Raw genomic sequence first — 24631 nt, 5'->3', positions numbered from 1 at the left:
GAATTACTTCCGTAAGGATACGGAAGTAATTCGTAATATAAGAAACCGTATGGGGCCTAATAAGTCGTAGCTATTTTCATATTATAGTTTCTTTGGCTGTGTTCATTTTATGACATATTTTGTGTATGATATGGTCTTGGTCTACCAAGGTGCATTTACGCAGTTGCTTGGCTTTGATCTTTTGGTACCCTATCTTTTTCGGGTTCTTGATTGATAGCTTGGATGGTTTGAGAAAGAGTTTGGATAACTGCTCCCAATAGGATCTTTTTTTTGGTTTGATGATCTTTAAATCTTGTAGTATCATAATCAATGAGTATAGCTCTTGGTATGTTCCAATCCATATAATCGGTTTTTTTAGTCGGTCGTTGAGAAATAGATCTTTGATCTCGTCTAGCCGATGGTTGGTTAGTCCTGCTTTTTTAAGATCCTTTTGGAGCTCATAGATGCTTTGGTTGTCAATAGGATCTATTTCTTGGAATGGATTCGGATATTTGATCTTTCTTTTAGGAGTGACAACGTTTGGTACCTCTCTCTTTTGTACGGTTTTCGTTGTTTTTTCGATGTTTTGAACATGGTCAGAAGAGGGTACATGATCGACTCCGTTAGAGATGTTTTTCTCCATATTTTGGATGCAATAGTTATACTCATCTTCAAATATCGTAAAGAGTTTGTCTACACTTTCGAGAAAGATCTGATCACACCTGTTCAGTGTGTTGGAAAGGGTCATGCAGGTTAGTAACATTCCATTCACTTTGGCTTTGTGTACCCACATACGATAGAGGGGATTCAGCCGTGTGGTGAAATTATTTTGATGATAGGTTATCCACCTATTGTACTCCTTCATGAGATACTCGGTTGTTATATTCAGCTTTTTATCGGAGCTGAGAGAGAGAAAATATTCGCTCTTGAAGATCTCTCCTAGCTGTTGCATAAGCTGGATGGAGTCTTCAATGGTAGCAGAAAATAGGATGGTATAGCGCCATATTATTAAAGGATTTTTGTGTTTCTCTTTTTTCGTGAAGGTGGTTAGCTCCGAGAGTATCTCGAGCTGCTTGTATACTGAGTGATGCTGTAGGATGCAGTGATCGTCTTGCTCCCCACCACAACAGCGATAGAGGGTGATATAAAAGAAATAGTTTTGAAGCATCTCTAGTTCGATGTCAGGATCATTTAGCATCCGAACAAAAAAGACAAGCTGCGGAATCTGATTCTTCGAATTGTTAAATAGGTAGAGCATATTCGTTTTACGAAAAATAAGTCTACGAGTTTTTCGTAGAATGATGGGCCGGTTGTTCTGTAGACAATACTTGGTTTGGCCGTCCTCTTTTATAAAGGCTTTATGAAAGAGCTCTTTTGCTCGATCTATTTGTTTACTTGCCACTTGTTCTAAGAAGCTGTTAGCGGCGGCTTCATTAAGTGTGAGAGGCATAGGGTAGGTTATTGCCCTAACTGTATTATGCTTCTTTTGCTGATTAGGTTGAGCAGAGCATTGCTCAACAGTCGATACCTCCATAAGAAATATGAGTTTTTAGTTTAAATTATTACAGTAGATAACAAGTGATGTGTTGGATTGGTTGAAATGGTATTGGAGGCTTTTATATAGGCTGGGAACAGGGGTTGCCACGGGATTAAATGAAGTCCAAAGGCACGAAGGGTTGGGACGCAAGGATGGCACACAGATAAAACGGATTTTTTATTGTGGTTGTGGTGCAAGGAAAATATGGCCACGGATTGGACGGATTTGGTTGAGGTGTAAGGGGAATTGAACCGCGAAGCCGCAAAGAATTTATAGCCACGGATTGGACGGATTAGACGGATTTTCACGGATCTTTTTTATGACAAGGTTGGGGCGCAAGGATGGCATACAGATGAAACAGATTAGACCGATGAAACAGATTTTTTATTGTGGTTGTGGTGCAAGGAAAATATGGCCACGGATTGGACGGATTTGGTTGAGGTGTAAGGGAATCGCGAAGACGCAAAGAAATTATAGCCACGGATTGGACGGATTTTCACGGGTCTTTTTTATGACAAGGTTGGGGCGCAAGGATGGCACACAGATGAAACAGATTAGACCGATGAAACAGATTTTTTTATTGTGGTTGATATTGCATAGTCTGTGCCAATTTATAGCCACGGATTAGACGGATGAAACAGATTTTTTATTGTGGTTGAAGTACAAGGAAAATATAGCCACGGATTGGACGGATTTTGGTTGACGCATGATGCCGAGCGGAGCTCAGCGTTCCCAGTGGGATGAAGTACAGGGATAAGGGAACCACCAAGGCACAAAGACACGAAGGGTTGGGGCGCAAGGATGGCACACAGATGAAACAGATTGGACTGATGAACACCGATTTTTTATTGTGGTTGATATTGCATAGTCTGTGCCAATTTATAGCCAGGCTGAGTGCGTTGATGAAATGGGTCAGGCCTTCAGCCCTTGGTAATTGGTGGTGTGTTGTACCCAAGGCTCATTCTTATGCAGCGCTACCGCGCAACATATTCATTTCACCGTTGGGCTAGGTTCGGTCACCCCGTTCGGGGCTTGGTTTAAATTGTCGGGAACGGATTTTTAAAAATCACTACGAAGACGCAAGGGAATTATAGCCACGGATTAGACGGATTTTCACGGATCTTTTTTATGACAAGGTTGAGGTGCAAGGATGAGAATACCACGAAGGCACGAAGGGTTGAGGTGCAAGGATGGCACACAGATGAAACAGATTAGACCGATGAAACAGATTTTTTATTGTGGTTATGGTGCAAGGAAAATATGGCCACGGATTGGACGGATTTGGTTGAGGTGTAAGGGGAATTGAACCGCGAAGCCGCAAAGGCACGAAGAGTTGAGGAGCAAGGAAAATATGGCCACGGATTGGACGGATTGGACTGATGAACACAGATTTGGTTGAGGTGTAAGGGGAGAATATCACAAAGGCACTAAGTTTTTTGTATGCTACGATAGTACCTGTAAGGGAAAACGAACCTAGCCCAATGTGGTAACCTTGGGAAAGAAGGTTGAAGTGTGAGGAATTATAGGTGATTCTAAATAAGGTTTTGGAGGCTATATACCCTTTATATATACTATGAACATTTTTGGTAAATTTATTTAGTCTAAATAGTGAATTTGGTTGAGGATATTCGGTCTTTGTTTTTGTTCTTTTTTACAATCATTTTGGTTTTTGGTGTTATTGAAAAGTTAATATGAGGGCTATTTGCTGTGTAATGGGCGATGAAATGGGGGTTTTTGTTGGTTTTGTGTTTGTAGTTTGTTGGTTTTGAGGGGATAGGGTGGTTTAAGTTAATTTGTTAAAAGGTGATTTTGATTATAAGAAATCTTAACGGAGTTGTTAAAGAACATAATGTTCTCATGTTGGTTTCATAAACTCATGGTTGTGCTGAAGTAGATTTCAGTTGGCATTGGCATGTCATATCGCGTGTAATCAATAAAAAGATAAATATGGGAAGAAGTGTAGTTTTATTGGTGTTCTTTTTTAGTTCGTTTTTTTCTTATGGTCAGCAATCCAGCGTAGTGGAGCCCGAAGTGGGGGATTCATGGAGTGATTTGGTGGTGAACCTAGAAGAGGTAGATCAGATCACCGAATGGTGGAATATTTTTAATGACCCATTGCTGACATCCTTGGTTCAGCAGACGATAAAGAGTAATTACAATGTACAGTCGGGTTTGCAGCGATTAGAGCAGAGTCGCATCATGTATCAACAGAGTCGATCGTATTTAATGCCATCGCTAGAGTATAGTTTGTCCTATGCTACTTCGAATTTAAATCAACCAGTTAATGGGTTGAATGGTTACGGCACGTCTGTACGTTTTAATTGGGAGGTGGATGTTTTTGGGCGGATAAAGGCGCAAACAGAAGCTTCGAAATATAATATTGACGTGGCATCGGAGGATCAAAGATACCTGTTGTTGAGTATTCTATCCGAGGTAACGCAATCATATGTTCGAATGCGCATGTTCCAGAATCAAATTATTGTTTCGGAAGAGAATATTGAGGTTCAGAAGGATTTAGTTCGATTGACACAGTCCGAATTTGAATCTGGATTGAAATCGAAGGTTGATTTTTTGCAGGCAGAAACGATCTTGAATACGACCATGGCGAGTATTAAAGCGATTGAGTCGAAAGTGGCTAATGAGATCAATCTGATCAAAGTGTTGATGGGTAAGATGCCGGAGTCTATCTATCAAGGGTTAGTGCAGAAGCAGTCTCTTCCTGCTTTGCCAGAAAATATTCAAACATTGGTACCACGAGAAGCATTAAGGAATCGTCCAGATGTAAAGCGTGTGGAAAATCAGATCTTAAGTTTAATGGCGACAACCAAGTCGGCTAAAAAAGATCTATTACCTAAGTTAACCCTGTCTGGTAATATTGGTTTCAATTCGGAGAGTGCGGATCAATGGTTCGAACAGAGTGCGATGAATTATTTTGTTGGGCCTACTTTGACATGGAATCTTTTTCAAGGTAAGAGGGCAAAGAATGAGGTGAAATTGCAACAGTCGAAAGTAGATCAGTTTGAGCTGAATTATAAGAACACTCTTTTAACTGCGGTCAAAGAGGTTGAGAATAATTTGGTTAATATCCAGAAGTTAGAAGAGTCGAATGAGTGGTTGGAGCGCGGTGTCAAGAGTTCGAAAGGGGCATTAAAACTATCTATCGATCAGTATAGTCAAGGACTTATAGATTATCAACCGCTATTGAGTTCCCAGCAAACTTTATTGAAGAATCAAAACAGTTTGATTGTATCTCAAGGAAGTTTATTGATTGAAATTGTACTTCTCTATCAATCGTTAGGAGGGGATAAATCGGAGTGATGATAAGCCATCATTATGTGGATATGTTGGGTCTGTTTTTGGGTGTTATATCCAAAGATGTGGGAGTTGAATGCTTCTGATAATGATCTTCCATACCTCACAAAGGGCGGTCTATATAGTTTAAGAGGTCGTAAAAGTATATTAATTTATAAAAAGATTTTTGATGAGATATTTATTCGTTTTATTGGTATCTGGTGCGTTGTTTTTTTCGTGTGACAATACTGTTAAGAAGTCACAACAACCCCTGCCAAATATAGAGTTAGGTCATCCTGTGGTAGAAGATATTACGGTATACCATGATTTTTCTGGGTATACAGATGCAAAAGCTGCGGTGGATATTTTTCCTCGGGTACAGGGTTTGTTAGAGAAGATATATTTTAAACCAGGGGCATTCGTACATAAAGGTGAGCGTCTTTTTGGTTTAGAGAGAGAGCCTTATTATTCAAAGATGAAAGAGGCTTCTTCTGCTGTTGCCTCCTCTAAAGCGCAGCTGGAGTTGAGTCGAATGGTTTTAGATCGATTGGTGAAGGCGAAGAGATCGAATGCTGTGAGTGAGGTTCAGCTTTTGACAGCACAGACGCAAGTGGATTTGGACAGGGCATCCTATGAACAGAATAAGGCTTTGTTGTCTGTTTCGAAGACAAACTATAGTTACACGACCATTGTCTCTCCTATTGATGGATATATCTCTGATTATTATGTCGATCGTGGAAATTTGATGGATCCTAATGGGAAGCAGAAGTTGGCATCTATTGTCGGTGATCGTTTGATGGATATCTATTTTACGGTCAATTCTAGTGAGCTTCAATTGTTGAGAAAAGAGTTAGAGAGCGATTTGGGTCTTTCAGTTCAAATTTATGATGAGTCGGGAGAGATGATGTTGGTGGAGGCAAAAGTCAAATATTTTGATCCATCGGTAGATCTTTCTACAGGTAATATAACATTGAAAGCTACTGTCGATAATGAAGATCGTAAGTTGTTGGCAGGTACCTATCTGAGAATCAAAGTGCCACTACAGAAGATTGAGAAGGCATTGTTGGTTCCACAGAGTGCTATTTCAAGAGATCAAGAGGGTGCATATGTTTATGAGGTCATCGATTCGAAATCGGTTGTGAAGCGAATAGAGTTGATGGGCAGCTATGAGAAGATGTCGATTGTCAAAGGAGGTCTAAAGCATGATGATCAAATTGTGATCAAAGGAACCAATAAGTTACATCATATGATGGTGGTTGAGTGATAAAAGAGATAAAATACCAATTATATGTATAAATGAGCTATATCCGAATATTCTATTTGTCTATCCTATATTAAAAAATAGACCTTAGTGAAAGGCTATGGTTCTGTTTTTAGGATCTGTATAGACAAAATATAGCTTATTCATTCATCGAATTGGTATTCCATAGGGAATAAAAAAAGAGCATTTATGATTTCAAAATATTTTATACAACGACCGATCTTATCAACGGTAGTGTCGTTGATCATTGTGATTTTAGGAGGGGTATCCTTGCTTAAGCTCCCAGTCAATCAATATCCTAATATAACCCCAACGAATGTGTCTGTTAACGCGACTTATCCTGGGGCAAGTTCTGAGATTATTGCCAATACCGTAGGTGCACCTTTAGAACAGGCTATTAATGGTGTGGAGGGAATGACTTATATGTCCTCGGTGAGTAATAACGATGGATCGTATCAGTTGACAGTCACTTTTGAAGTGGGAACAGATGTGAATATGGCAACTGTTTTGGTACAGAATAAAGTGAATCAAGCACTTCCTAAACTACCGGAGATCGTTCAGACTTTGGGGGTAACCACTGACAAGAAGTCTACAGACATGGTTTCGATCATGGGTTTAAATTCGAAAGATCCGACGGTACCTTTATCGTTTCTAACCAACTATGCATCCACTTATATTGTAGATGAGCTGAAGCGTATTCCTGGAGTGGCTTCGATTACTGTTTTTGGTGCCGGGGATTATAGTATTCGACTGTGGTTAGATCCTGTGAAACTGAAGAACCGTAATTTGACTCCTGCCGATGTAAGAAGGGCTATTAAGAATCAAAACTTGCAGGTGGCATCAGGTCAACTGGGTGCTAGTCCTACTGCTTCGAATCAGCAGATGCAACTGTCTCTGATCGTGAGTCCAGGACGAATGACTAAAGAGTCTGAATTCGAGAATATCGTGATAAAGACCGACGCCAATGGTAATACTATTTATCTCAAAGATATTGCAAAAGTGGAGTTGGGGAGTAAAAGTTACAGGCGAACGGTTAAACGAGATGGAAGGCGAGTTTCGGCTGCTATTGCTGTGTATCAGTTGCCTGGAGGTAATGCATTAGATATTCACGAAGCGATCAATAATAAATTTGATGAGTTGAGTCAATCTTTTCCTCCTGATTTTGAATATTCAGAGATCACCAATACCACCGATTTTGTGAAGGCCTCTATTCATGAGGTCACCTTAACGTTATTTATCGCTTTTGTGCTGGTCTGTTTGGTGTTGTTAATCTTCTTACAAGATTGGCGTGCCACTTTAGTTCCAGTGATCACTATCCCAGTCTCTATTATCGGTACTTTTGGAGCCTTGGCAGCCTTTGGTTTTTCTATTAACTTGTTGACACTGTTTGCGATGGTTCTGGCCATTGGTATTGTTGTGGATGATGCTATTGTTGTTGTGGAGAATACTGCACGACATATTGATTTAGGAGAGAGCCCCAAAAGGGCAGCTATTATCGCTATGTCAGAGGTTACAGGGCCGATTATTGCAACGACGTTGGTTTTGATGTCGGTCTTTCTTCCACCTGCATTTATGGGTGGTATTACAGGCGAGTTGTATAAGCAGTTTGCATTGACTATTGCTGCATCTACCTTGTTGAGTGCCATCAATGCCTTGACGTTAAGTCCAGCGCTGTCTGCAATGTTTTTGCGTAAGACGAAAGAGGGAGAGAAGAAAGGTTTTGTGTACCGTAAGTTTAATCAGTTTTTTGACCGTCTGACCTCTTCGTATAGTAATCTATTAGGGCGTATTGCAAGAAAGTCTGTGATCTCGTTGGTTATGTTTGCAATCATCGGAGTGGTGAGCTTGGTGGTGTTTAAGTCTCTTTCGACCTCATTTATACCTAATGAAGATCAAGGTCGTATTTTTGTGGAGATCTCTCTGCCCAATGCTGCATCGGATAATAGAACTGCTGAAGTATTGGCTGAAGTAGATAAGCAGTTACAGACCATCGATGGTATTCATACTTTTATGACGGTAAAAGGATATTCGATTATTGATCAAGCTACTTTATCTAACAAAGCTACCATCTTTGTTACATTGGTACCTTGGGATGAACGCCTTCCTAAAGGTATTACGGACCAGAAGGTTTTGGCTGAGATAAGACAAAAGACTTCAGGTATTAGTGATGCAAGAATACGAATGTTTACACCTCCTGCAATTAGTGGTATTGGCTCAACAGGTGGTCAGAAGATGGTTCTTCAAGATTTATTGGGCGGCGACTATGTTGGATTAGATCGTGTTTCTCGATCGATGTCTCAATATGCGCAGCAAGATCCTGTGTTGGGTAATGTGTTCTCAAATTTTAATGTAAATGTGCCTTATTATGATCTTCGTATCGATATGGAAAAGGCGAAGATGATGAATGTGGCTTTGCCTGATATTTATGATGCTTTGTCGTCATATCTAGGGGCGAGTTATGTGAATGACTTCACCAAATGGGGACGAACTTTTCAGGTGTATATGCAAGGAGATGCTAAAGATAGGCGAACGATCCAAGATATACGAGCCTTGCAGGTGAGAAATGGAGATAATAAATTGGTCTCTCTCGGATCTTTGGTTAAGCTAGAGGAGAAGGTGGGACCGGATTTGATTACGCGTTATAATCTATATAGCGCAGCGATGATTAATGGGGTACCACAGGCAGGAGCCAGTTCTGGAGATGCGATTGAGGCGATGAATCAAATGGCATCAAAAACAATAACCAATACCATGAAGACCGATTGGACAGGGTTTACATTTGAGGAGTTGAAAGCAGCGTCACAAGTGTCACTGATCTTTTTGTTGGCTATTGTACTTGTGTTTTTGGTGTTGGCAGGATTATATGAGAGTTGGATAGACCCTTTGATCGTTATTATGGTTATCCCAATGTCTATCGTTGGAGCGGTATTAGGGGCTTATTTTAGACATCTGTCTAACGATATATATATGCAGATTGGTCTTATTCTACTTGTTGCACTGTCTTGTAAGAATGCAATTTTGATTGTCGAATTTATTAGAGATTTGAAGAAGGAGATGAGTGTCTCTAAGGCATTGTTAGAAGCGGGACGTATACGTTTTAGGCCTATTTTGATGACATCATTAACTTTTATCTTAGGTGTTTTGCCATTGGTTATTGCCAATGGTGTAGGGGCAAATAGTCGTCATTCTTTAGGAACTACGGTATTCTTTGGGATGATCACAGGAACTGTTTTTGCTGTTTTGCTTATTCCACCGTTGTATGGATTAATACATCGATGGATACATAAAGATTAAAATATATAGAAGGGGAGCATAAGGGCTCCCTTTTCTGTGTCAAAGATTTAGGGCTTTGGATTGGGTGGTTGAAGCTCAAAGGGTTGTGGTGCAAGGGGAAATGAACGACTAAGGAGTTGTTGCGCACGGATGGCACACAGATGAAACAGATTAGACTGATGAAACAGATTTTTTTTGAGGTATTGTGCTTGATAGAGACGCGATGCTCGCGTCTAAAATATAGTCGCGAATTTGGTTGTTACGCAAGGAAATTATAGCCACGGATTTAACGGATTAGACGGATTTGGTTGTGGTGCAAGAGGAAATGAACGACTAAGGAGTTGTTGCGCACGGATGGCACACAGATGAAACAGATTAGACTGATGAAACAGATTTTTTTTGAGGTATTGTGCTTGGTAGAGATGGGATGCTTGTGTCTAAAATATAGTCGCGAATTTGGTTGTTACGCAAGGAAATTATAGCCACGGATTTCCACGGATTTGGTTGAGGTACAAGGGAAAATGAACCGCTAAGGCACGAAGACACGAAGAGATATGGCCACGGATTTAACGGATCGGACGGATTTGTTTGTGGTGCAAGGGGGAATGAACTGCTAAGACACGAAGACACGAAGGGTTGAGGTGCAAGTGAAATGAATCGCTAAGGCACGAAGAGATATGGCCACGGATTTAGTTGAAGGCCTGTTTCGAGAATGTATGGTTAAATAGCTCCTTTTATGATTTATTCGGGATAAGAAGGACTTTGTTCAAACAAAAATTAATCAATCATGTTCATCTTAATGGTTGACAATAAATCATAATAAACGCATAGCGGATTATTGTTATCAGAACAAAACTTTATATTTAGAATGGTATAATAAATAATTGATATAATGACAGCAATCAAGAAGAGGAGCCATACTCAAGGCAGTGCAAAGACTGCAGATCAACCAACAGTTATTGTTGCAGTAGAACAACATTTTCCAAAGTCACAAAGAATTGTTGAGGATGATTTAGCTTCTCATCTTTTTTCGGGGGTGAATAAACTTTGGATTACGCTATCAAAGATTCCTTTTATACGTAACTTTTTTGTGAAGATAAATGAGTCGTCTTTCACTGGAGGGTGGAGTGGCTTCCTTGTACGAAAACGTTATATTGACGCACGTCTTAAAGAGACCGTCTTATATAATAATATTGAACAGATTGTTAATGTCGGAGCAGGATGGGATACTCGTTTGTGTCGTCTTGATGAGGTTAAACATATCCCTTCATGGGAGTTGGATCAAGCGATAAATATCTCATCCAAAAAAGAAGCAATAGAGCAAGCACTGGGTACCTTCCCTAAACATATTAAACAAGTTTGTATTGATCTGAATACAGAAGATCCTGGTTCTGCACTGGAAGCACATTATTTTGAGGTCTCAAAACCCACATTCTTTATAATGGAAGCCGTTCTACAATACCTTGAGCAAGGCGCTGTAGATAGAATTTTTGAATCTTTAGTGAAATCTCCTGTTGGGAGTTATGTGGCATTTACCTACGTGGTCGACGATTTCATTCAAGGCAAGAATATCTTTGGTCAGCATATGATGTATAAGATGACTGTTAAGAGTGGTTTATGGAAAACAGGTTTTACTCCCAAAAGTATTCATCTATACCTAGAGAAATATGGATGGGATATTGTTGAAGAGACTGGATATGATCGATTGAATGATCGCTATGTAAAACCTACAGGAAGAAAACTTGGTGTTATGCCCTTAGAGAGAATGGTTTTCGCAAGAAAGTGATAGTCTCTATTACATATCTAAATGAACGATATTTTCTTGTTCAATCTTTCAAATATTGGAGGGCGTCATTTAATTGGTGTGATGATAAAATTCCAATATCTGGATGGTTTTATCCATTCAAATATTGGAACATTATTTGCGCTATAGTTTCATCTTCCGATGACTATTTCAATTGAAATTTAACAACTTTTGTTGTTCCATTTTTTAGTTGGACTTTAAGTAGATATAGCCCTGTAGGATAACCAGTCATGTTGAATTGATCTTTATGGAAAATTGCTAAAGAGTTGCCCATTAGATTAAATAATTCAGCTTGGGCAATGGTTTCAAGAGATTGAATCGACAGCATATTTACTACAGGGTTTGGACTTATTGAGATCTCAATATCTGTCTTAACAGGGATGTCTTCTATTGCAGTACTGACTTTTTCATACACCGCTTCGATCTTACTGTTTTTGCTCATTCTTATTGTAGTTGGGTTGGATGAATTGTTTTTATCTCCTTCCCATCGTACAAAGCGATATCCAGTTTTTGGCTTGGCCGTGAGTTTGACAACTGTTCCTCCTTTAAACACTTTGCTGTTTGGGCTGGGACTTGTCTGTACTTGACCATTCTCAGAGTCTATTTCAAGGTTAAACTCATTGTTTTTACATTCTTCAAAACGAACCCATTGGTTAGAGTAGTTCTTATTTATTGTAAGTTCCATCGGGTTGTTTCTGCTATTTAGTTCATTATAGAAGACTAAAAACTTTTGGCCATTCGCAGGAAAAGCTTCAATTTTCACTTTCTCTCCTTTTCTAAATACATTGCGATTGTCTGTTGTTACCACTTTGTTTCGGCTTCCATCTTCAAAGAAGGTTATGTGAAATAATTGGGTTCCTCCTGAATGAAATACCGTTTTATCGTCCACAATCCAGGCCGTTACAAAGAAAATAAAGCCAGTTTGAATTCTAGGAATGTAATTGGGATCGATCTCAATCTTTGTTAAATTATTATTTCGAGTATCTACCCCTTTAAGCTTTTTATTGTTTCCGTTTCTTAAGTCCAAAGAAGTCATTTCATTACCAGTGCACGACAGGTCTGTTAGGTTACTATTATTTGCTAAGTTTAAAGAAGCTATTGAGTTGTTGCCACATTTTAATGTCTTTAGAAGTGTGTTATGACGTAGATCTAGTGTCTGGAGTTGGTTGTCTCGACAGATAAAATAGGATAATTTTTTATTTTTAGAAACATCAATTTCACTTATTTTATTGGAAGTAATCGTCAAGCTTTCTAAGTTGATGTTTTTAGATAAGTCAATGGAGCTAAGAGAGTTGTTACTTACATTTACAGACTCTAATCTAGTATGGTTAGAAATATCGAAACGAGAAATTTTAGATCCATAACAGTTAAATTTCTTGAGACTATTAGAGTTGGGAAGTGTGAGGTTGGCTAGCTTATCATTATTCTGAAGTACAAGTTCCGTCAAACTCCTATTCTTAGAGAAATCCAATGATGTGAGATTGTTACAACTCCATACCGTTAGCTTCGTAAGTTTTTCATTTGGTGATAAATCTAGCGATCTTAAGTTGGCATTGATGTTTAGTCCAGTCATATTTGTGAAATGTTCTAGCCCACTAATATTATCTACTTTATCAGATGATATTCTGATGCTCCCATCAAATCTTTGAGCCTCTGAGATCTGGATAGCACCATCACGATTCCTATCTAGTTTCCTCACTCGAAGAAGTATTTTTTTTAATTCACTATTTTTAAAATTGATCACTGCATCTTGTCCTTTAGCGCAAAGAGTAATGAATAAGAGTGATAGTACTAAAATTTTTTGGCTCTTTCCGAAACTTAGTGGGTATGCTACATGTTTAATTTCTATATAATAACTTCTAAAATAAGACATCATGTACGATTTATTAGCCTCAGCCTTACATATTGAATCTCCCTATTTTATTGATGGTATTAACTTAGACAAGGAATCCCAACGTTTAGATGTTTATATCGATTTTAAGAGAGGTTCTCGTTTTAGTCACAATGGAGAGGATAACCTACAGGTGCATGATACACGAAAGAAAACATGGCAGCATTTAAGCTTCTTTGAGTATAAGTGTTATTTAACTGCACGTGTTCCCCGTGTTATAAAGGGAGATGGTAATGTTGCTATTCTTGATATGCCTTGGGAAGGTGAACTACCTGGTTTTACACTGTTGTTTGAAGCATTATTAATGTCCTTAATTTCTTATATGCCAGTTCATCAGGTTGCACAAATGACAGGTGTTTATGATGATAAGCTATGGAAGTTGGCAACTTTGTATGTCGATACAGCAAAGGCCGAAGAAGACCATTCTGATATTGAGATGATAGGGGTTGATGAGACTTCTTGTAAAAAAGGGCATAATTATGTTACTTTGTTTGTAGACCTAAAAGAACGCAAGACAGTACATGTTACTGAAGGAAAAGGGGCAGAAACTATTGCTTCTTTTTGTAAGGTTATTCCACATTATCACGACCAAAATAAAGTGATCAAATCAAGTAAAATAAGTCATGTCAGTTGTGATATGTCTCCTTCATTCATTAGTGGCATAGCAACACACCTTCCAGATGCTTCCATTACATTTGACAAGTTTCATATTATGAAGATAATCAATGAAGCAGTAGATAAGGTTAGACGATCTGAAGCAAAAGATGAAGAGTGTCTAAAGGGGAACAGGTATTTATTCTTAAAGAACAAGACAAACTTCACCTTAAAGCAACAGCAAGCCTTTAAGGATCTTTCTATATCAAACAGTAAATTAAAGGTAACTACTCAGGTTCTTCAGATAGGTTTTAACCGACAAAAACTTCAAACACGTTGATTTGGTGTACAATGTTGATAAATAACAATGTATTTGTTGATTACTTTTAGTTGTTATCTTTTCTATTTTGACCATAAGAATAGATCTTTGCAGGCATGAACAAAGTTGATCGTTTAGAAAAAGAAAACAAGGCATTAAAAGAGCAAGTACAATCTTTACTGGCAAAATTAGACATTGTTATGTCGGAGGTAAGAGCTTTGTCAGAAGAAAATGCGATGCTTCATGCTAAGGTTAAGACTCTTGAAGATCAACTATCACGTAGTAAGAAAAATAGTGGTAATAGCAGTTTTCCTCCATCTAGAGATTTATCGACAGTAAAGAAGAATCAATCTCTTCGCAAGAAATCTAATAAAAAATCAGGAGGTCAACTTGGTCATAAAGGCATGACTTTATTTCAAGATGCCACACCGACCGATATCGAATCTCATCATCCTTTAGCTAAGTGTAGTTGTGGAAATAGATTGAATCCTGAGGATGCTAAGTTGCTATGCAAGCGTCAAGTTTTTGATATCCCCCCTGTTATTGAACCTATATGTATTGAGCATCGTCTTTATGAGAATAGATGCAGTTGTGGACAAATCCATAAAGGAGCTATGCCATCCAATGTTAATGCACCAGTTCAATATGGTCCCAACATACGTTCGCTAATTCTTAGTCTGCATATAGAGCACTATATCCCTTTAAATCGTATTAGTTCGCTAGTAGAAGAGCTGACTTCATATAAAATAGGAGATGGAACTATTGACAATATTTTAAAACATGCAGAAAAGGTATTCACTCCTCTATATGAATCACTACGTCAATCTATTGAAGATGCCAATATAGTTGGATCTGATGAAACAGGTTGTAAAATAGATGGCAGTAAAGGATGGATGTGGGTTTGGCAAAATTATGAACTAACTTTTATTAGAGCACATAGATCTAGAGGGTATAAAGTTGTGGAAGAAAATTTCAAAGATGGATTTACTAATGCTACTTTAGTAAGTGACTGCTATGCCTCTCAACTAAAGACCCCTGCCAAACATTATCAACTATGTCTAGCTCACTTACAACGCGAATTAATCTACATAAAGCAACAGACCAATAATAGATGGGCACAAGATATATTAGATCTCTTTTCAGAAGCCATGAAATTAAAACGGGAAGCTGAAGAAAAAGATTTCCCACTAGATAAGGAAGCATCATTTAAGACCAAATTATTAGAACTTCTGAATATCGACATAAATGACGATCAGCTCGATGAAATAAGAACATTACGACAACGATTAATAAAGAAAATCGATAGTGTGTTTACTTTCTTAAATCATTATGAAGTACCGTTTGATAATAATGCTTCGGAAAGAGCAATGCGTAACATCAAGGTAAAACAGAATGTGTCTAAGGGATATCGCACAGAAGAAGGGGCGCAGAGGTATGCCATGTTGCGATCTATAACCGACACATTAAAGAAACAAGGAAAGAGTGTTCTAAACATGATCGCATATTGGCTATCATGCAATAATGTTAACTTAAGCTGGGAATAGATAATTTTGAAAGTTATCTTCTTGAAGCTCTATTTAAAATCTAATAGAGGCTAAACTATAATACTACCTGAGTAGTTACAATTAAAGAGTTTCAGAGCACTCCGAATACGTGAAAGCTTTCAGGATATTTACACATACGCTAACACGGCAGAAGAGTTTGTGTGCTTATTAAAACAATGGTATTATTGGGCAACTCACTCTAGGATGGAGCCTATCATCAAGGCTGCCAATACAATTAAAAGACATTGGGATGGCGTTGTGCAATGGATGGAAACAAAGATAAATAATGGAATATTAGAAGGTCTTAATTCTGTGGTTCAAACAGTAAAAAGAAGAGCTAAAGGATTTAGGGACACTAAAAATTTCATCACAATGATATATCTTGTTACGGGTAAATTAGATTTTAGAAAGGTGAATAAGCATTGTTCTTTTTAATATGATTACCCATCAAATCTTGGAAAGAGCCAATTTTTTTCATAATGTGTTAAAGTTGTTGTTGTAATAAACAAAATTATATAAGACAACCATTTGGGTTTTGCTCCAAGTGTTTAGTTCTCAGATTATTCCCTTTGTGGGATAAACTGATGACTAATTGGATTGTCACTCAATAGTTTAAATTAATATTCTAATGAAATAGATATGTATGGGGATATGTTCCACCCAGGCATGGGTTGGAAAATTTTAGTTAAGTTGATCGTACTCTGTTGCTTAATTACGATAAACTTAATCTAAAGTTAAATTTGGAACTCAGAACTGAACCAATTCAAATTATTCTGTAATTCTTAAAGAATGAGATTTTAATATTCTACTCGAATTAGAGAGGTCGAAAATAAACATAATTTTATGATATAACATAATAATATCATAAGTTATCTGTGATAATTGATGATTTTAGGTTTATCTATTTGTATTTCAGTGTTTTGTTGTCTTGGGTGTGTTTGGTTTTTATTTGTGTATTATTCGTTTGTGATTATCTTGGAGTGATTATAGGTGTTTTGATTGGTGTTTCTGTGGTGAGAATAATGGATAGCGCTGTTCTCCATCTCTTTGTTTTGTGTAAAGAATTGTTGTCTAATGGTTATTACTGTGCTAAGTTCGGTTGTCATTAGGTCTATTTATGCGTGTTGACTAGTGGAGTCTTTGTTAAGCTCACGAGCTACTTCTTGGGGATTTTGTGATACGTCTTTAGCGATTATCACCATTAAAATCCCTATTTATTGGTCTAAAGAACGAACTCATTTGTTTCGAGCTCATGTTACAATAAACATGAGCTCGAAGAAATGATTTATTTGTTCAGATCAATAAATTGAGTTTTTAATAGTAATAAATACTGACTATAACTAAAAGGTTGTTGCACTAGGCTAGAAAATTTATCGCTTTCAGCGCACCTTTGGAGCAAAAGCAGAAAGACTGTTTTTGAATAATTATACCTACTCAGAGTAGTCTTGCAAGTCACTTTTAATGATGTTAATGGATCATTTCTGATTACACTACAATAATATAAAATTTACTCCACTAGATTGGTATCTCTTTTGTTGTTGTTTATGTTGATTTTTCGTGGCGTTTTTCGTAGAATAGGAATCCAGCAAGTCCGATCAGAAACGAAATGACAATATGTATGAGGCTTTTAAGGTCATCGAGTCTTTGTTGTTGCCCCTTGAGTTCAGCATGAATACGGCTCTCCAACGCATCTATTTTTAAGGTTAGAAGAGGAGATAGGTTATAGGCATTTTCTGTTGGAGTTTGTTGTGGTTTTACCTCTTGAGTTTTTGCAAATGCATATTGCATTAGGTGGTTTTTCTTAAGTGGTTGCTGTGGATATAATCCTAGGCAGCAACAGAGCATGATAATCTTTTTCATAACGATATGTTTTTATTTTCATCCGATGTTAATGAGGTGTATCCTTCTATTTTCTTCTCTCCTCTAAACAACGAATATCTGAAACAATTGAAGGTTCAATTTTAAATAGAGTCTCTTTTATTGTAATGATAACGATTAATTGAGGGGGTGGGTTGTTAGGTCAGTATGCGAAAAATTGTGCAATATCACGCAGAACCGCGAATAATCACGTAAGCTCGCATGATTTCATTGTATGCCCTTTGTTTTTCTCATAAGTTTGATTTGAAAATTTAGTATTAATCTAATTATTAAAATGTTATGGGATCAATTAGAAAAGGAGTCCTTGGTGGATTTATGGGGAAAGTTGGAAGTGTTGTTGGTTCGAAATGGAAAGGCACCTATCTGTTGCGATCATTGCCAGAGGTCATTAAACGTAAGAATATTTCGTTGAAGTGTTTGCAACAACGAGCTCGTTTTACACAGACAAATCGTTTTATCTCGGATGCTCGTCATTTAGTTCGTTTGGGTTTTCGACCTGTTTCTAAAAATCGAACAACTTTTAATGCGGCTTATGATGCAAATGATACTTTCTTTCAATTTGAGAACGATCATGTAGTGGCGGATTTTCCAAACTTACAATTGTCAAAAGGAGGGTTATCTAAATTAGAGAATGTTCATCTTACGTTGGATGAGACAGGTGTGTTGCAGATTCGTTGGGGTACCGTTGATATTATCCAGGTGGATGGTGAAGAGTGTATGGTACACTTGTTTGTTTATCGTGATGATATGCAGTATTCAAAATCTTATATTGATTTGGCTAAAGCATCAGATATGTCAGCTGAGGTAATGCTTACCGATTCGATGAAAGGGCATAAATTGCATCTATATGCTTTTTATTGTACTGCAAGTGCATTGACCAAAGATTATGTGTCAAAAACCTCTTATGCAGAGATTTCTGCATCGTAAGTAGAGTGTCTATACCTGTTAAATCATAGCGTGAGCTATTTCTCTGTGTCCTATATTGTTTATGCATCGTTAAAAAATACGCCTGTAGGGAAACGACGCTTCCACTATTGTGGCTTGTCTAAGCAAATATATTCGCAAGATTTTTAGGTCATTTCATAATTCGATGGGTATTACTGGTGGTCCCCATAGTTGGGGATCACCAATCATATTTCTCATTTTTTGTAATTTAATTTATTGTCGATATGGCACGAATAGATGGAAAATATTTTACTGGAACGATTGGTAATTTGGTGTTGGTTAAGATTGGGAATAAGCAGTATGTACGTTCAAAACCAGAGCCTTCGAAAAAGCCCGCATCGGAGAAACAGAAGTGTCAGAGACTTCGAATGAAGTTGGCTTCTAGCTTTTTGTCCAATTTTAAGGATGTGATTCGTGTTTCGTATCGAAAGAGATCTCAGACGATAGCCAAAGCAATTTGCTCGGCAAGGTCACATGTGATAATGGATGCCATTGGTGGAGAATACCCTAATTTATATATTGACTGTTCGAAGGTGAGGATGAGCATTCGAGATGACACAACATTTGGTGTAGATGCAGTATGGTATGATGGATTACATCTTACGGTGAATGTGGATGTTGAGCATAATTCTATTCGAGATGGCTATCTTGTGATATTAAGATATGGTACTGCTGGAGGAGATATCTCAGATATGGTGAAATTAAGGCATCGGGAGGAAGGGGCTCAATCAGATTGGCAACCCTATAGTATAAAATGGAATAATTGCATGGATGCAGAGGAGATTCATTTTTGGGCGATGATATACGATCCACTGCATGAAAAATATAGTAGAAGTTGTTATTTCTCCTTTTATCTGGCCCCAGAATATTGATATTTAGAATATTATGAAGAGTTTAAAGTCTCTGTTCTATCAAGCTTAATTAGGATAGTGTAAAAGTCATTCAAGGAAATTTGCGATATTTATAAACTCTCTCCCTTGTCAAAACGAAATTGTTGGTATGGCTTTATATCATTGATTTGGAGATTATTGAGAGCTAAAAACTTATAATAACGGAAAGGGCACAACGTAATTAAAATGTTGTGCCCTAAGTGTTTTAAGGGGGGCTCTCATAATTATTTAACTGATATTTAACATATTACATTGTAATTCTTATACTAAAAAAGTGATCTTTATAAATATGAACTACAAGAATATCACTAACGATTCATTATTTGATGACGTTTTTAGGCTAGAGAAGCTTCAAGAAATGGGAGATCCTTTATATCGTTTAAATCAGGTTATCGATTGGGAGTTATTTCTCCCCATCTTAGAAAAGGTATATGAAAAAGATCGCAAAAGTAATGCTGGTGCTCCAGCTTACTGTCCTATTATGATGTTTAAGATTTTGATACTACAACGCTATTATAATCTTAGTGATTTTCAAACAGAATATCAGATTATTGATAGGCATTCATTTAGTCAATTCTTAGGTTTAGTTCGGAGTAGTTCTATACCAGACGAAAAAACAATTTGGCGATTTAGAGAAAGACTTTCAGTTCTAGATTTAGAAAGAGAACTTTTTGAACAGTTTCATCATGTATTAAATAATGAGGGTTTGCTTGTTTCTGAAGGTAAAATTGTTGATGCTAGTTTTGTGGAAGTTCCAAGACAAAGAAATAGCAAAAAAGAGAATGAATATATCAAAGAAAACAACTGTGCTCCAAAGGAATGGCATTCAAATAAGAATAAACTTCGTCAGAAAGATGTAAATGCACGTTGGGCGAAAAAACGTAATGAAAAACATTTTGGCTATAAGAATCATATCAAAATAGACAGTGATAGTAAATTGATTACAGATTATACTTCTTCAAGTGCTGAAGTTCATGACTCAAAAGCATTAGATTTACTCATTGGAGATGATACAGATCAAGATTGTAAATTCTATGCTGATAGTGCTTATACAGGAGAACGATGTGATAAGCTTATAGACGAAAGTAAAATGGAGAATAATGTAAATGAGAAAGGAGTAAGAAATAAACCTTTAACTGACCAGCAAAAGGAAAATAATAAAGAAAAATCAAAAACAAGAGCAAGAGTTGAGCATGTGTTTGGTTTTATGGAAAATAGTATGGGAAATTTGCAAATGAAGTGTATTGGATTTGAAAGATCAAGTACAATTATTGGGCTAATTAACCTCACATACAACTTGTTTAGGTATGAACAAATTATAAGATTAAAGTTAATGGTAAAATAACTGTGTCTACACTTTAAATACTGAAATGTAATACACTGATTATCAATAATTAAAAATACACACTATTATATGTGAGGTTTCCCAAATTTACCGAACATATAGGATCAAACAAAAAAACTAATTTTGAGAGGTTCCCTTAAATATTATTGTTGTTTATCTAATTCATTCTGAATTTGTCTTTGTACATGTTGCCATCATTTGTTTCAATCATCAGAATAAAAATCTTATTATTATTCGTGTTAATTTTTAGCTCGTTATCAATTTTTTCAGATTGATAGATGATGTTACCCAAAATGTCGTAAACAGAGATTCGTTTCATCGACGAAGGGTTCTTGAAAAGGATTCTATTTCCATTTGAAATGATTGAGTAGATATCATTTCGTTTAGATTTTACAGAGGTGCTTTTACTATTAATCTCTTCAATGTTATTAAACTCCTTCCATATTGTAGCTTCTTTGTATTTAGTCAATGTACCTTGTGGTACATAAAGAGTCGTGTTTCGATAGGATGATTCATCAAATGTCTTTTTCCCAGTAACTACAGGAGGCGTTAATGCATGTATATGGATTGTTTGTAAGTTGCTAGATGTCCCGCGAAAAGCACAAGATTCGATAGAATTCAATGAGCTAGGAAAAACGATTGTCTCAATCTCACGTCCGTTATCTTGATACCATTTACGATAAAATGCACTGTCAGCAATATTAATAAGTCCCTCATTGAATATTAAATTCTTCGTATAACTTTTGCTTTCAGCAAAGGCACGTCTTTCAATAAATTTTAAACTCTGTGGCATTTGAGAGCCTACGGAAATTTTACTACAGTTATCAAAAACCCCATCATTAATCTGATCTAGTTGCTTGGGTAGTGTTAGTGTCCCTTCAAGACTCGTACAGTTTTTAAAAGCATAAGAACCAATATATTCGATATTTTCATGTACTAAATGAGAGATAGATGTGATAAGATCGACACAGCCATAAAATGTCCCCAACTCTATTCTAGTGACTGTGGATGGAATGGGTGATGCATATGCAAGCTCCTTACAGTTATAGAAAGTGTATGCACCTAAATATTCTAATGATGTCGGAAAGTTAAAGTTAACAATCTCTGAACCACTAAATGCAAAAGGCATAATTTCCTTGACATTATTGGTTAAACTAATAGATGTATTTCTGTTTTGACAATAACTAAAAGTGTATGGTCCTACATGTAGGATATTTGCATTTAGTGCATTAACTTCTCTTACATTTGTGTTGGGAGTCGTTTTATTTTGACCAAATAGTCCACTTAGTGGGCTCCATAGTGCATCACTGTCACTCGATCTACCCACAAGCCTTCTCATATAGTTTGTTTTGCTCATATAGCATAGTGCAATGACAGGCTTAGAATCAATTGAGTTTGGAATATTAATATATTGATCATTTTGGTTTAACTCTCCAATATATCTGTTAAGGCTAATTCCATTTATACCGTTAATGGTTACTTCTGAGTACTCCCATTGATTTTGTGTTGCTGGGAGATTTTGTCCAATTACTCTTAGTGTTGTAATTGTTAATAAAATAAGTAAAATTTTCTTCATCATAAACAAATAAGTTGATTCTTGATTTTATATTTTCTTTTTGATTTTGTGGCAGATGTATTTTTGTTATCGAAATAATTTGTGTGTAATAAGTGCTATTGACAAATAGCTTATTGGCTTCATGTTGATACCCAGTGTGGTAGATGTGATGTGTGGATAATTAAATTCCATAAGTTTGAAATCTAATATTAAAATATAAATGTGTTATAATTAGGTGTTGTTAAAACCTGTTGTGAATAAACATAAATATATGTTTATATTAAAATAGAGGGTATTGTATTAACATAATTTAATCTTGTGTGGATGATATGGGATTGTTTATAGAATATCTAATCTATTGAGTCGATTAGAGGTTGGGTTTCAGAGGCAAACGTTGAAAGTGAAACAGATTGCATAGATGCACATAGATTAGACGAGCCAGAGATATTGATTGACGATCAAGGGACGGAATACGTATGATAATGATTCAACAGATGAACACATATTAGAAGAACTGCTAAGAGACGAAGAGATCAAACATCGTTTATCTTTCTATGCTGCTACATTCTCTGAAAAGGAAACCTAATATAGCTTAAGGGTGGGAATCTTGGGAAAGAATACACAATTTTTTTTGTTGGAGTGTAAGTTGTTGAGCTGAAGCTCAAGGATATGAGGAAGATGAGACCTTCCTCATATGCTAAAGAGATATGCAGCCGATAATATGGTGGAAGAAAAAAGGATGCTACGACTTTTTTGTAGCATCCTTTGTCCTGAATTCTAGTGAAAGTGTTGTTAGAATTTTTTAAGGATATCTTTTACTGCATCTTTATGTACAGTGAATCCCATCATCTTTAATTTGATGTAGTCTTCACGGAAGAAGTAGTATCCAAACTCTTTGACTTTAGGGTCATTGTTACGTGATCCCGAGCTTGAGTCTTTGATTAGATACCAGTTGAAACCATCCCCTTTCCAGTCCTTGATATATCCGATCATATGCATGCCATGGTCGTCAGTAGTACTTTCGTTAGAGAAACGGAATTGACGTGCATCTTCTGTGATGTATTTGGTTGGGATATCGAAATCAGGAACGATAGCACATTGAGTCTCTCTAAGGAATCCAGCTTCTGATACATCCCCTCCAATGCTGACAGTGTATCCTTTGTCGATTACACGACGAATGATCTTCATATAGTCATTTAATGGAATATTGTAGTAGTCTTTGCTGTGCCACCAGTTGTCAGGCACGGTGTATTCTACTTGCTTCCAATAAGGTTCTTGTTTGTATGAAAGGATCTCTACATAGTCTTCTGGATTGATTTTAGCATACTCTTTCATGAAGGTCATCGGGGTGTACTCTTTTCCGTCTACTTTGAAATCATTTGGAGGGGTTCCGATATAGTGATTCATGATTGATTTGATCGTCTCAATGGCTTCCTCTTTATTCCAAGCATTTGACTCCTCTAAACCTTCCAAGAATGCTTTCATCTCTCCATACATCTTTTTATGTGTATGGAATTTGCGACCGTTCAGTTTTCCTGTATACTCGTTCTCAGGAACCAATCCATATTGAGTTGCAACTCTAGCTACTGCATTTCCTTCAGATCCTTGTGCAAAAAGAGAGTTTCCTCTTTTCTCTATAAAACGAGTTGCTTTCAATACATATTCCCAATATACTACGTACATCTCTGAAAGTTTCACCTCTCTCTTCTGCATGCGATATATTTCTGATTCAAGCATAGAGACTGTCGAAAAACACCAACATGAACCTGTGTTTCCTTGCGATATTGGATCAAATGCCCATAGCTTAGTGTATAGATCCACATTGTTCGGTAGTTTCATCTTAGACTGGTCCATTACAAATCGTTTGTATGGTTCCTTCTCGTCTAATTGGTCGTTAACCTTACTGATGTCTTTAAGGATCGTTTCGTAGTAGTATCCTTTACCTCCTTCGATGACTTGTACCTTTGCAGGGTCTTTTGTCTGTGCCGAAGCCACAGAGACAAGAGCAGCACTTGCTAGTGTCAATAGTGTTTTTTTCATGGCTTGTTTATGATATGATTAAAATAATTGTTCGTTGTGTCCTCTACCCATCGTGGTAATTTGACAATCAAATATAAGAAAAGCGTAGATGAGAAAGTATGAAAATATACATGGATTTTGGGGTGAAGTGGTAAGTTGTTGAAGAAGAGGTTAGAAGGTTGGGGTGCAAGGGATGAGGTGCAAGGGGTAGAAATAAACGACGAGGACACACAGACACGAAGGGTTGAAGAGTTGAGGCGCAAGGGATGGCACACAGATGAAATAGATTAGACCGATGAAACGGATTTTTTATTGTGTTTGAGTGCAGGGAATTATGGCCACGGATTGGACGGATTTGGTTGAGGCGCAAGGGATGGCACACAGATGAAACGGATTAGACCGATGAAACGGATTTTTTATTGTGTTTGAGCGAAGGGAATTATGGCCACGGATTGGACGGATTTGGTTGAGGCGCAAGGGATGGCACACAGATGAAACAGATTAGA

General features: G+C 37.1%; 15 protein-coding genes. 10 read left to right on the top strand and 5 right to left on the bottom strand.

Annotation, left to right across the window (positions count from 1 at the left end; all coding sequences use genetic code 11):
- Positions 1-76: 76 nt before the first annotated feature.
- Positions 77-1513: a hypothetical protein gene (locus K5X82_04975; protein QZT38256.1), complete on the bottom strand. Its 1437-nt coding sequence runs from the start codon at positions 1511-1513 to the stop codon at positions 77-79.
- Between the two features lie 1950 nt (positions 1514-3463).
- On the opposite strand from K5X82_04975, the gene K5X82_04970 reads away from it, so the two are divergent.
- From K5X82_04970 to K5X82_04955, 4 genes are all read left to right on the top strand, one after another.
- Positions 3464-4834 (top strand): efflux transporter outer membrane subunit, encoded by a 1371-nt coding sequence (locus tag K5X82_04970; protein ID QZT38255.1) that lies wholly within the window; start codon positions 3464-3466, stop codon positions 4832-4834.
- Positions 4835-4997: 163 nt separating this feature from the next.
- Positions 4998-6071, top strand: a complete 1074-nt coding sequence (locus tag K5X82_04965) for an efflux RND transporter periplasmic adaptor subunit (GenBank protein QZT38254.1) — start codon at positions 4998-5000, stop codon at positions 6069-6071.
- A gap of 186 nt (positions 6072-6257) precedes the next feature.
- The gene (locus K5X82_04960) at positions 6258-9362 is read left to right on the top strand and encodes an efflux RND transporter permease subunit (protein ID QZT38253.1); all 3105 of its coding nucleotides are present in this window, start codon (positions 6258-6260) and stop codon (positions 9360-9362) included.
- An 871-nt stretch (positions 9363-10233) separates the two neighbouring features.
- The gene (locus K5X82_04955; protein ID QZT38252.1) at positions 10234-11127 is read left to right on the top strand and encodes an SAM-dependent methyltransferase; all 894 of its coding nucleotides are present in this window, start codon (positions 10234-10236) and stop codon (positions 11125-11127) included.
- A 163-nt stretch (positions 11128-11290) separates the two neighbouring features.
- Here the strand turns inward: K5X82_04955 and K5X82_04950 are convergent, their stop codons facing one another.
- Positions 11291-12844: a T9SS type A sorting domain-containing protein gene (locus tag K5X82_04950; protein QZT38251.1), complete on the bottom strand. Its 1554-nt coding sequence runs from the start codon at positions 12842-12844 to the stop codon at positions 11291-11293.
- Positions 12845-13019: 175 nt separating this feature from the next.
- On the opposite strand from K5X82_04950, the gene K5X82_04945 reads away from it, so the two are divergent.
- The 3 genes from K5X82_04945 (at position 13020) to K5X82_04935 (ending at position 15928) form a co-directional block, all read left to right on the top strand.
- Positions 13020-13970, top strand: coding sequence for an ISL3 family transposase (locus K5X82_04945; protein QZT38250.1), 951 nt, complete (start codon positions 13020-13022; stop codon positions 13968-13970).
- Between the two features lie 95 nt (positions 13971-14065).
- On the top strand, positions 14066-15493 hold the full coding sequence (locus tag K5X82_04940) for an IS66 family transposase (protein ID QZT38249.1): 1428 nt from the start codon (positions 14066-14068) through the stop codon (positions 15491-15493).
- Positions 15494-15598: 105 nt separating this feature from the next.
- Positions 15599-15928, top strand: coding sequence for a transposase (locus K5X82_04935; protein QZT39084.1), 330 nt, complete (start codon positions 15599-15601; stop codon positions 15926-15928).
- A 1107-nt stretch (positions 15929-17035) separates the two neighbouring features.
- Here K5X82_04935 and K5X82_04930 read toward each other — a convergent pair.
- Positions 17036-17353, bottom strand: a complete 318-nt coding sequence (locus K5X82_04930; GenBank protein QZT38248.1) for a hypothetical protein — start codon at positions 17351-17353, stop codon at positions 17036-17038.
- 297 nt (positions 17354-17650) lie between these two features.
- Here K5X82_04930 and K5X82_04925 point away from each other — a divergent pair, with 297 nt between their 5' ends.
- The 3 genes from K5X82_04925 (at position 17651) to K5X82_04915 (ending at position 20551) form a co-directional block, all read left to right on the top strand.
- The gene (locus K5X82_04925) at positions 17651-18298 is read left to right on the top strand and encodes a DUF6266 family protein (GenBank protein QZT38247.1); all 648 of its coding nucleotides are present in this window, start codon (positions 17651-17653) and stop codon (positions 18296-18298) included.
- Between the two features lie 242 nt (positions 18299-18540).
- Positions 18541-19188: a DUF6266 family protein gene (locus K5X82_04920; protein QZT38246.1), complete on the top strand. Its 648-nt coding sequence runs from the start codon at positions 18541-18543 to the stop codon at positions 19186-19188.
- A gap of 307 nt (positions 19189-19495) precedes the next feature.
- Complete coding sequence (locus tag K5X82_04915) at positions 19496-20551, top strand: IS5 family transposase (GenBank protein QZT38245.1); 1056 nt, start codon at positions 19496-19498, stop codon at positions 20549-20551.
- 157 nt (positions 20552-20708) lie between these two features.
- Here K5X82_04915 and K5X82_04910 read toward each other — a convergent pair whose 3' ends face one another.
- Entirely contained in the window at positions 20709-22130 is a 1422-nt protein-coding gene (locus K5X82_04910) for a leucine-rich repeat domain-containing protein (protein ID QZT38244.1), read from the bottom strand.
- Positions 22131-22898: 768 nt separating this feature from the next.
- Complete coding sequence (locus K5X82_04905) at positions 22899-24146, bottom strand: hypothetical protein (GenBank protein QZT38243.1); 1248 nt, start codon at positions 24144-24146, stop codon at positions 22899-22901.
- Positions 24147-24631 lie beyond the last annotated feature (485 nt).

The sequence above is a fragment of the Prolixibacteraceae bacterium genome (assembly GCA_019856515.1).
In the GTDB taxonomy this organism is placed as follows: domain Bacteria; phylum Bacteroidota; class Bacteroidia; order Bacteroidales; family Prolixibacteraceae; genus Halosquirtibacter; species Halosquirtibacter xylanolyticus.
Note: the sequence above shows the minus strand (reverse complement) of the source record. Positions and strands in the feature narration are given on the sequence as shown.

What these genes read in the sequence shown, in the direction of transcription:
- K5X82_04975 (QZT38256.1), bottom strand. Translation starts at nt 1,513, where the DNA reads ATGGAGGTATCGACTGTTGAGCAATGCTCTGCTCAACCTAATCAGCAA.
- K5X82_04970 (QZT38255.1), top strand. Translation starts at nt 3,464, where the DNA reads ATGGGAAGAAGTGTAGTTTTATTGGTGTTCTTTTTTAGTTCGTTTTTT.
- K5X82_04965 (QZT38254.1), top strand. Translation starts at nt 4,998, where the DNA reads ATGAGATATTTATTCGTTTTATTGGTATCTGGTGCGTTGTTTTTTTCG.
- K5X82_04960 (QZT38253.1), top strand. Translation starts at nt 6,258, where the DNA reads ATGATTTCAAAATATTTTATACAACGACCGATCTTATCAACGGTAGTG.
- K5X82_04955 (QZT38252.1), top strand. Translation starts at nt 10,234, where the DNA reads ATGACAGCAATCAAGAAGAGGAGCCATACTCAAGGCAGTGCAAAGACT.
- K5X82_04945 (QZT38250.1), top strand. Translation starts at nt 13,020, where the DNA reads ATGTACGATTTATTAGCCTCAGCCTTACATATTGAATCTCCCTATTTT.
- K5X82_04940 (QZT38249.1), top strand. Translation starts at nt 14,066, where the DNA reads ATGAACAAAGTTGATCGTTTAGAAAAAGAAAACAAGGCATTAAAAGAG.
- K5X82_04930 (QZT38248.1), bottom strand. Translation starts at nt 17,353, where the DNA reads ATGAAAAAGATTATCATGCTCTGTTGCTGCCTAGGATTATATCCACAG.
- K5X82_04925 (QZT38247.1), top strand. Translation starts at nt 17,651, where the DNA reads ATGGGATCAATTAGAAAAGGAGTCCTTGGTGGATTTATGGGGAAAGTT.
- K5X82_04920 (QZT38246.1), top strand. Translation starts at nt 18,541, where the DNA reads ATGGCACGAATAGATGGAAAATATTTTACTGGAACGATTGGTAATTTG.
- K5X82_04915 (QZT38245.1), top strand. Translation starts at nt 19,496, where the DNA reads ATGAACTACAAGAATATCACTAACGATTCATTATTTGATGACGTTTTT.
- K5X82_04910 (QZT38244.1), bottom strand. Translation starts at nt 22,130, where the DNA reads ATGATGAAGAAAATTTTACTTATTTTATTAACAATTACAACACTAAGA.
- K5X82_04905 (QZT38243.1), bottom strand. Translation starts at nt 24,146, where the DNA reads ATGAAAAAAACACTATTGACACTAGCAAGTGCTGCTCTTGTCTCTGTG.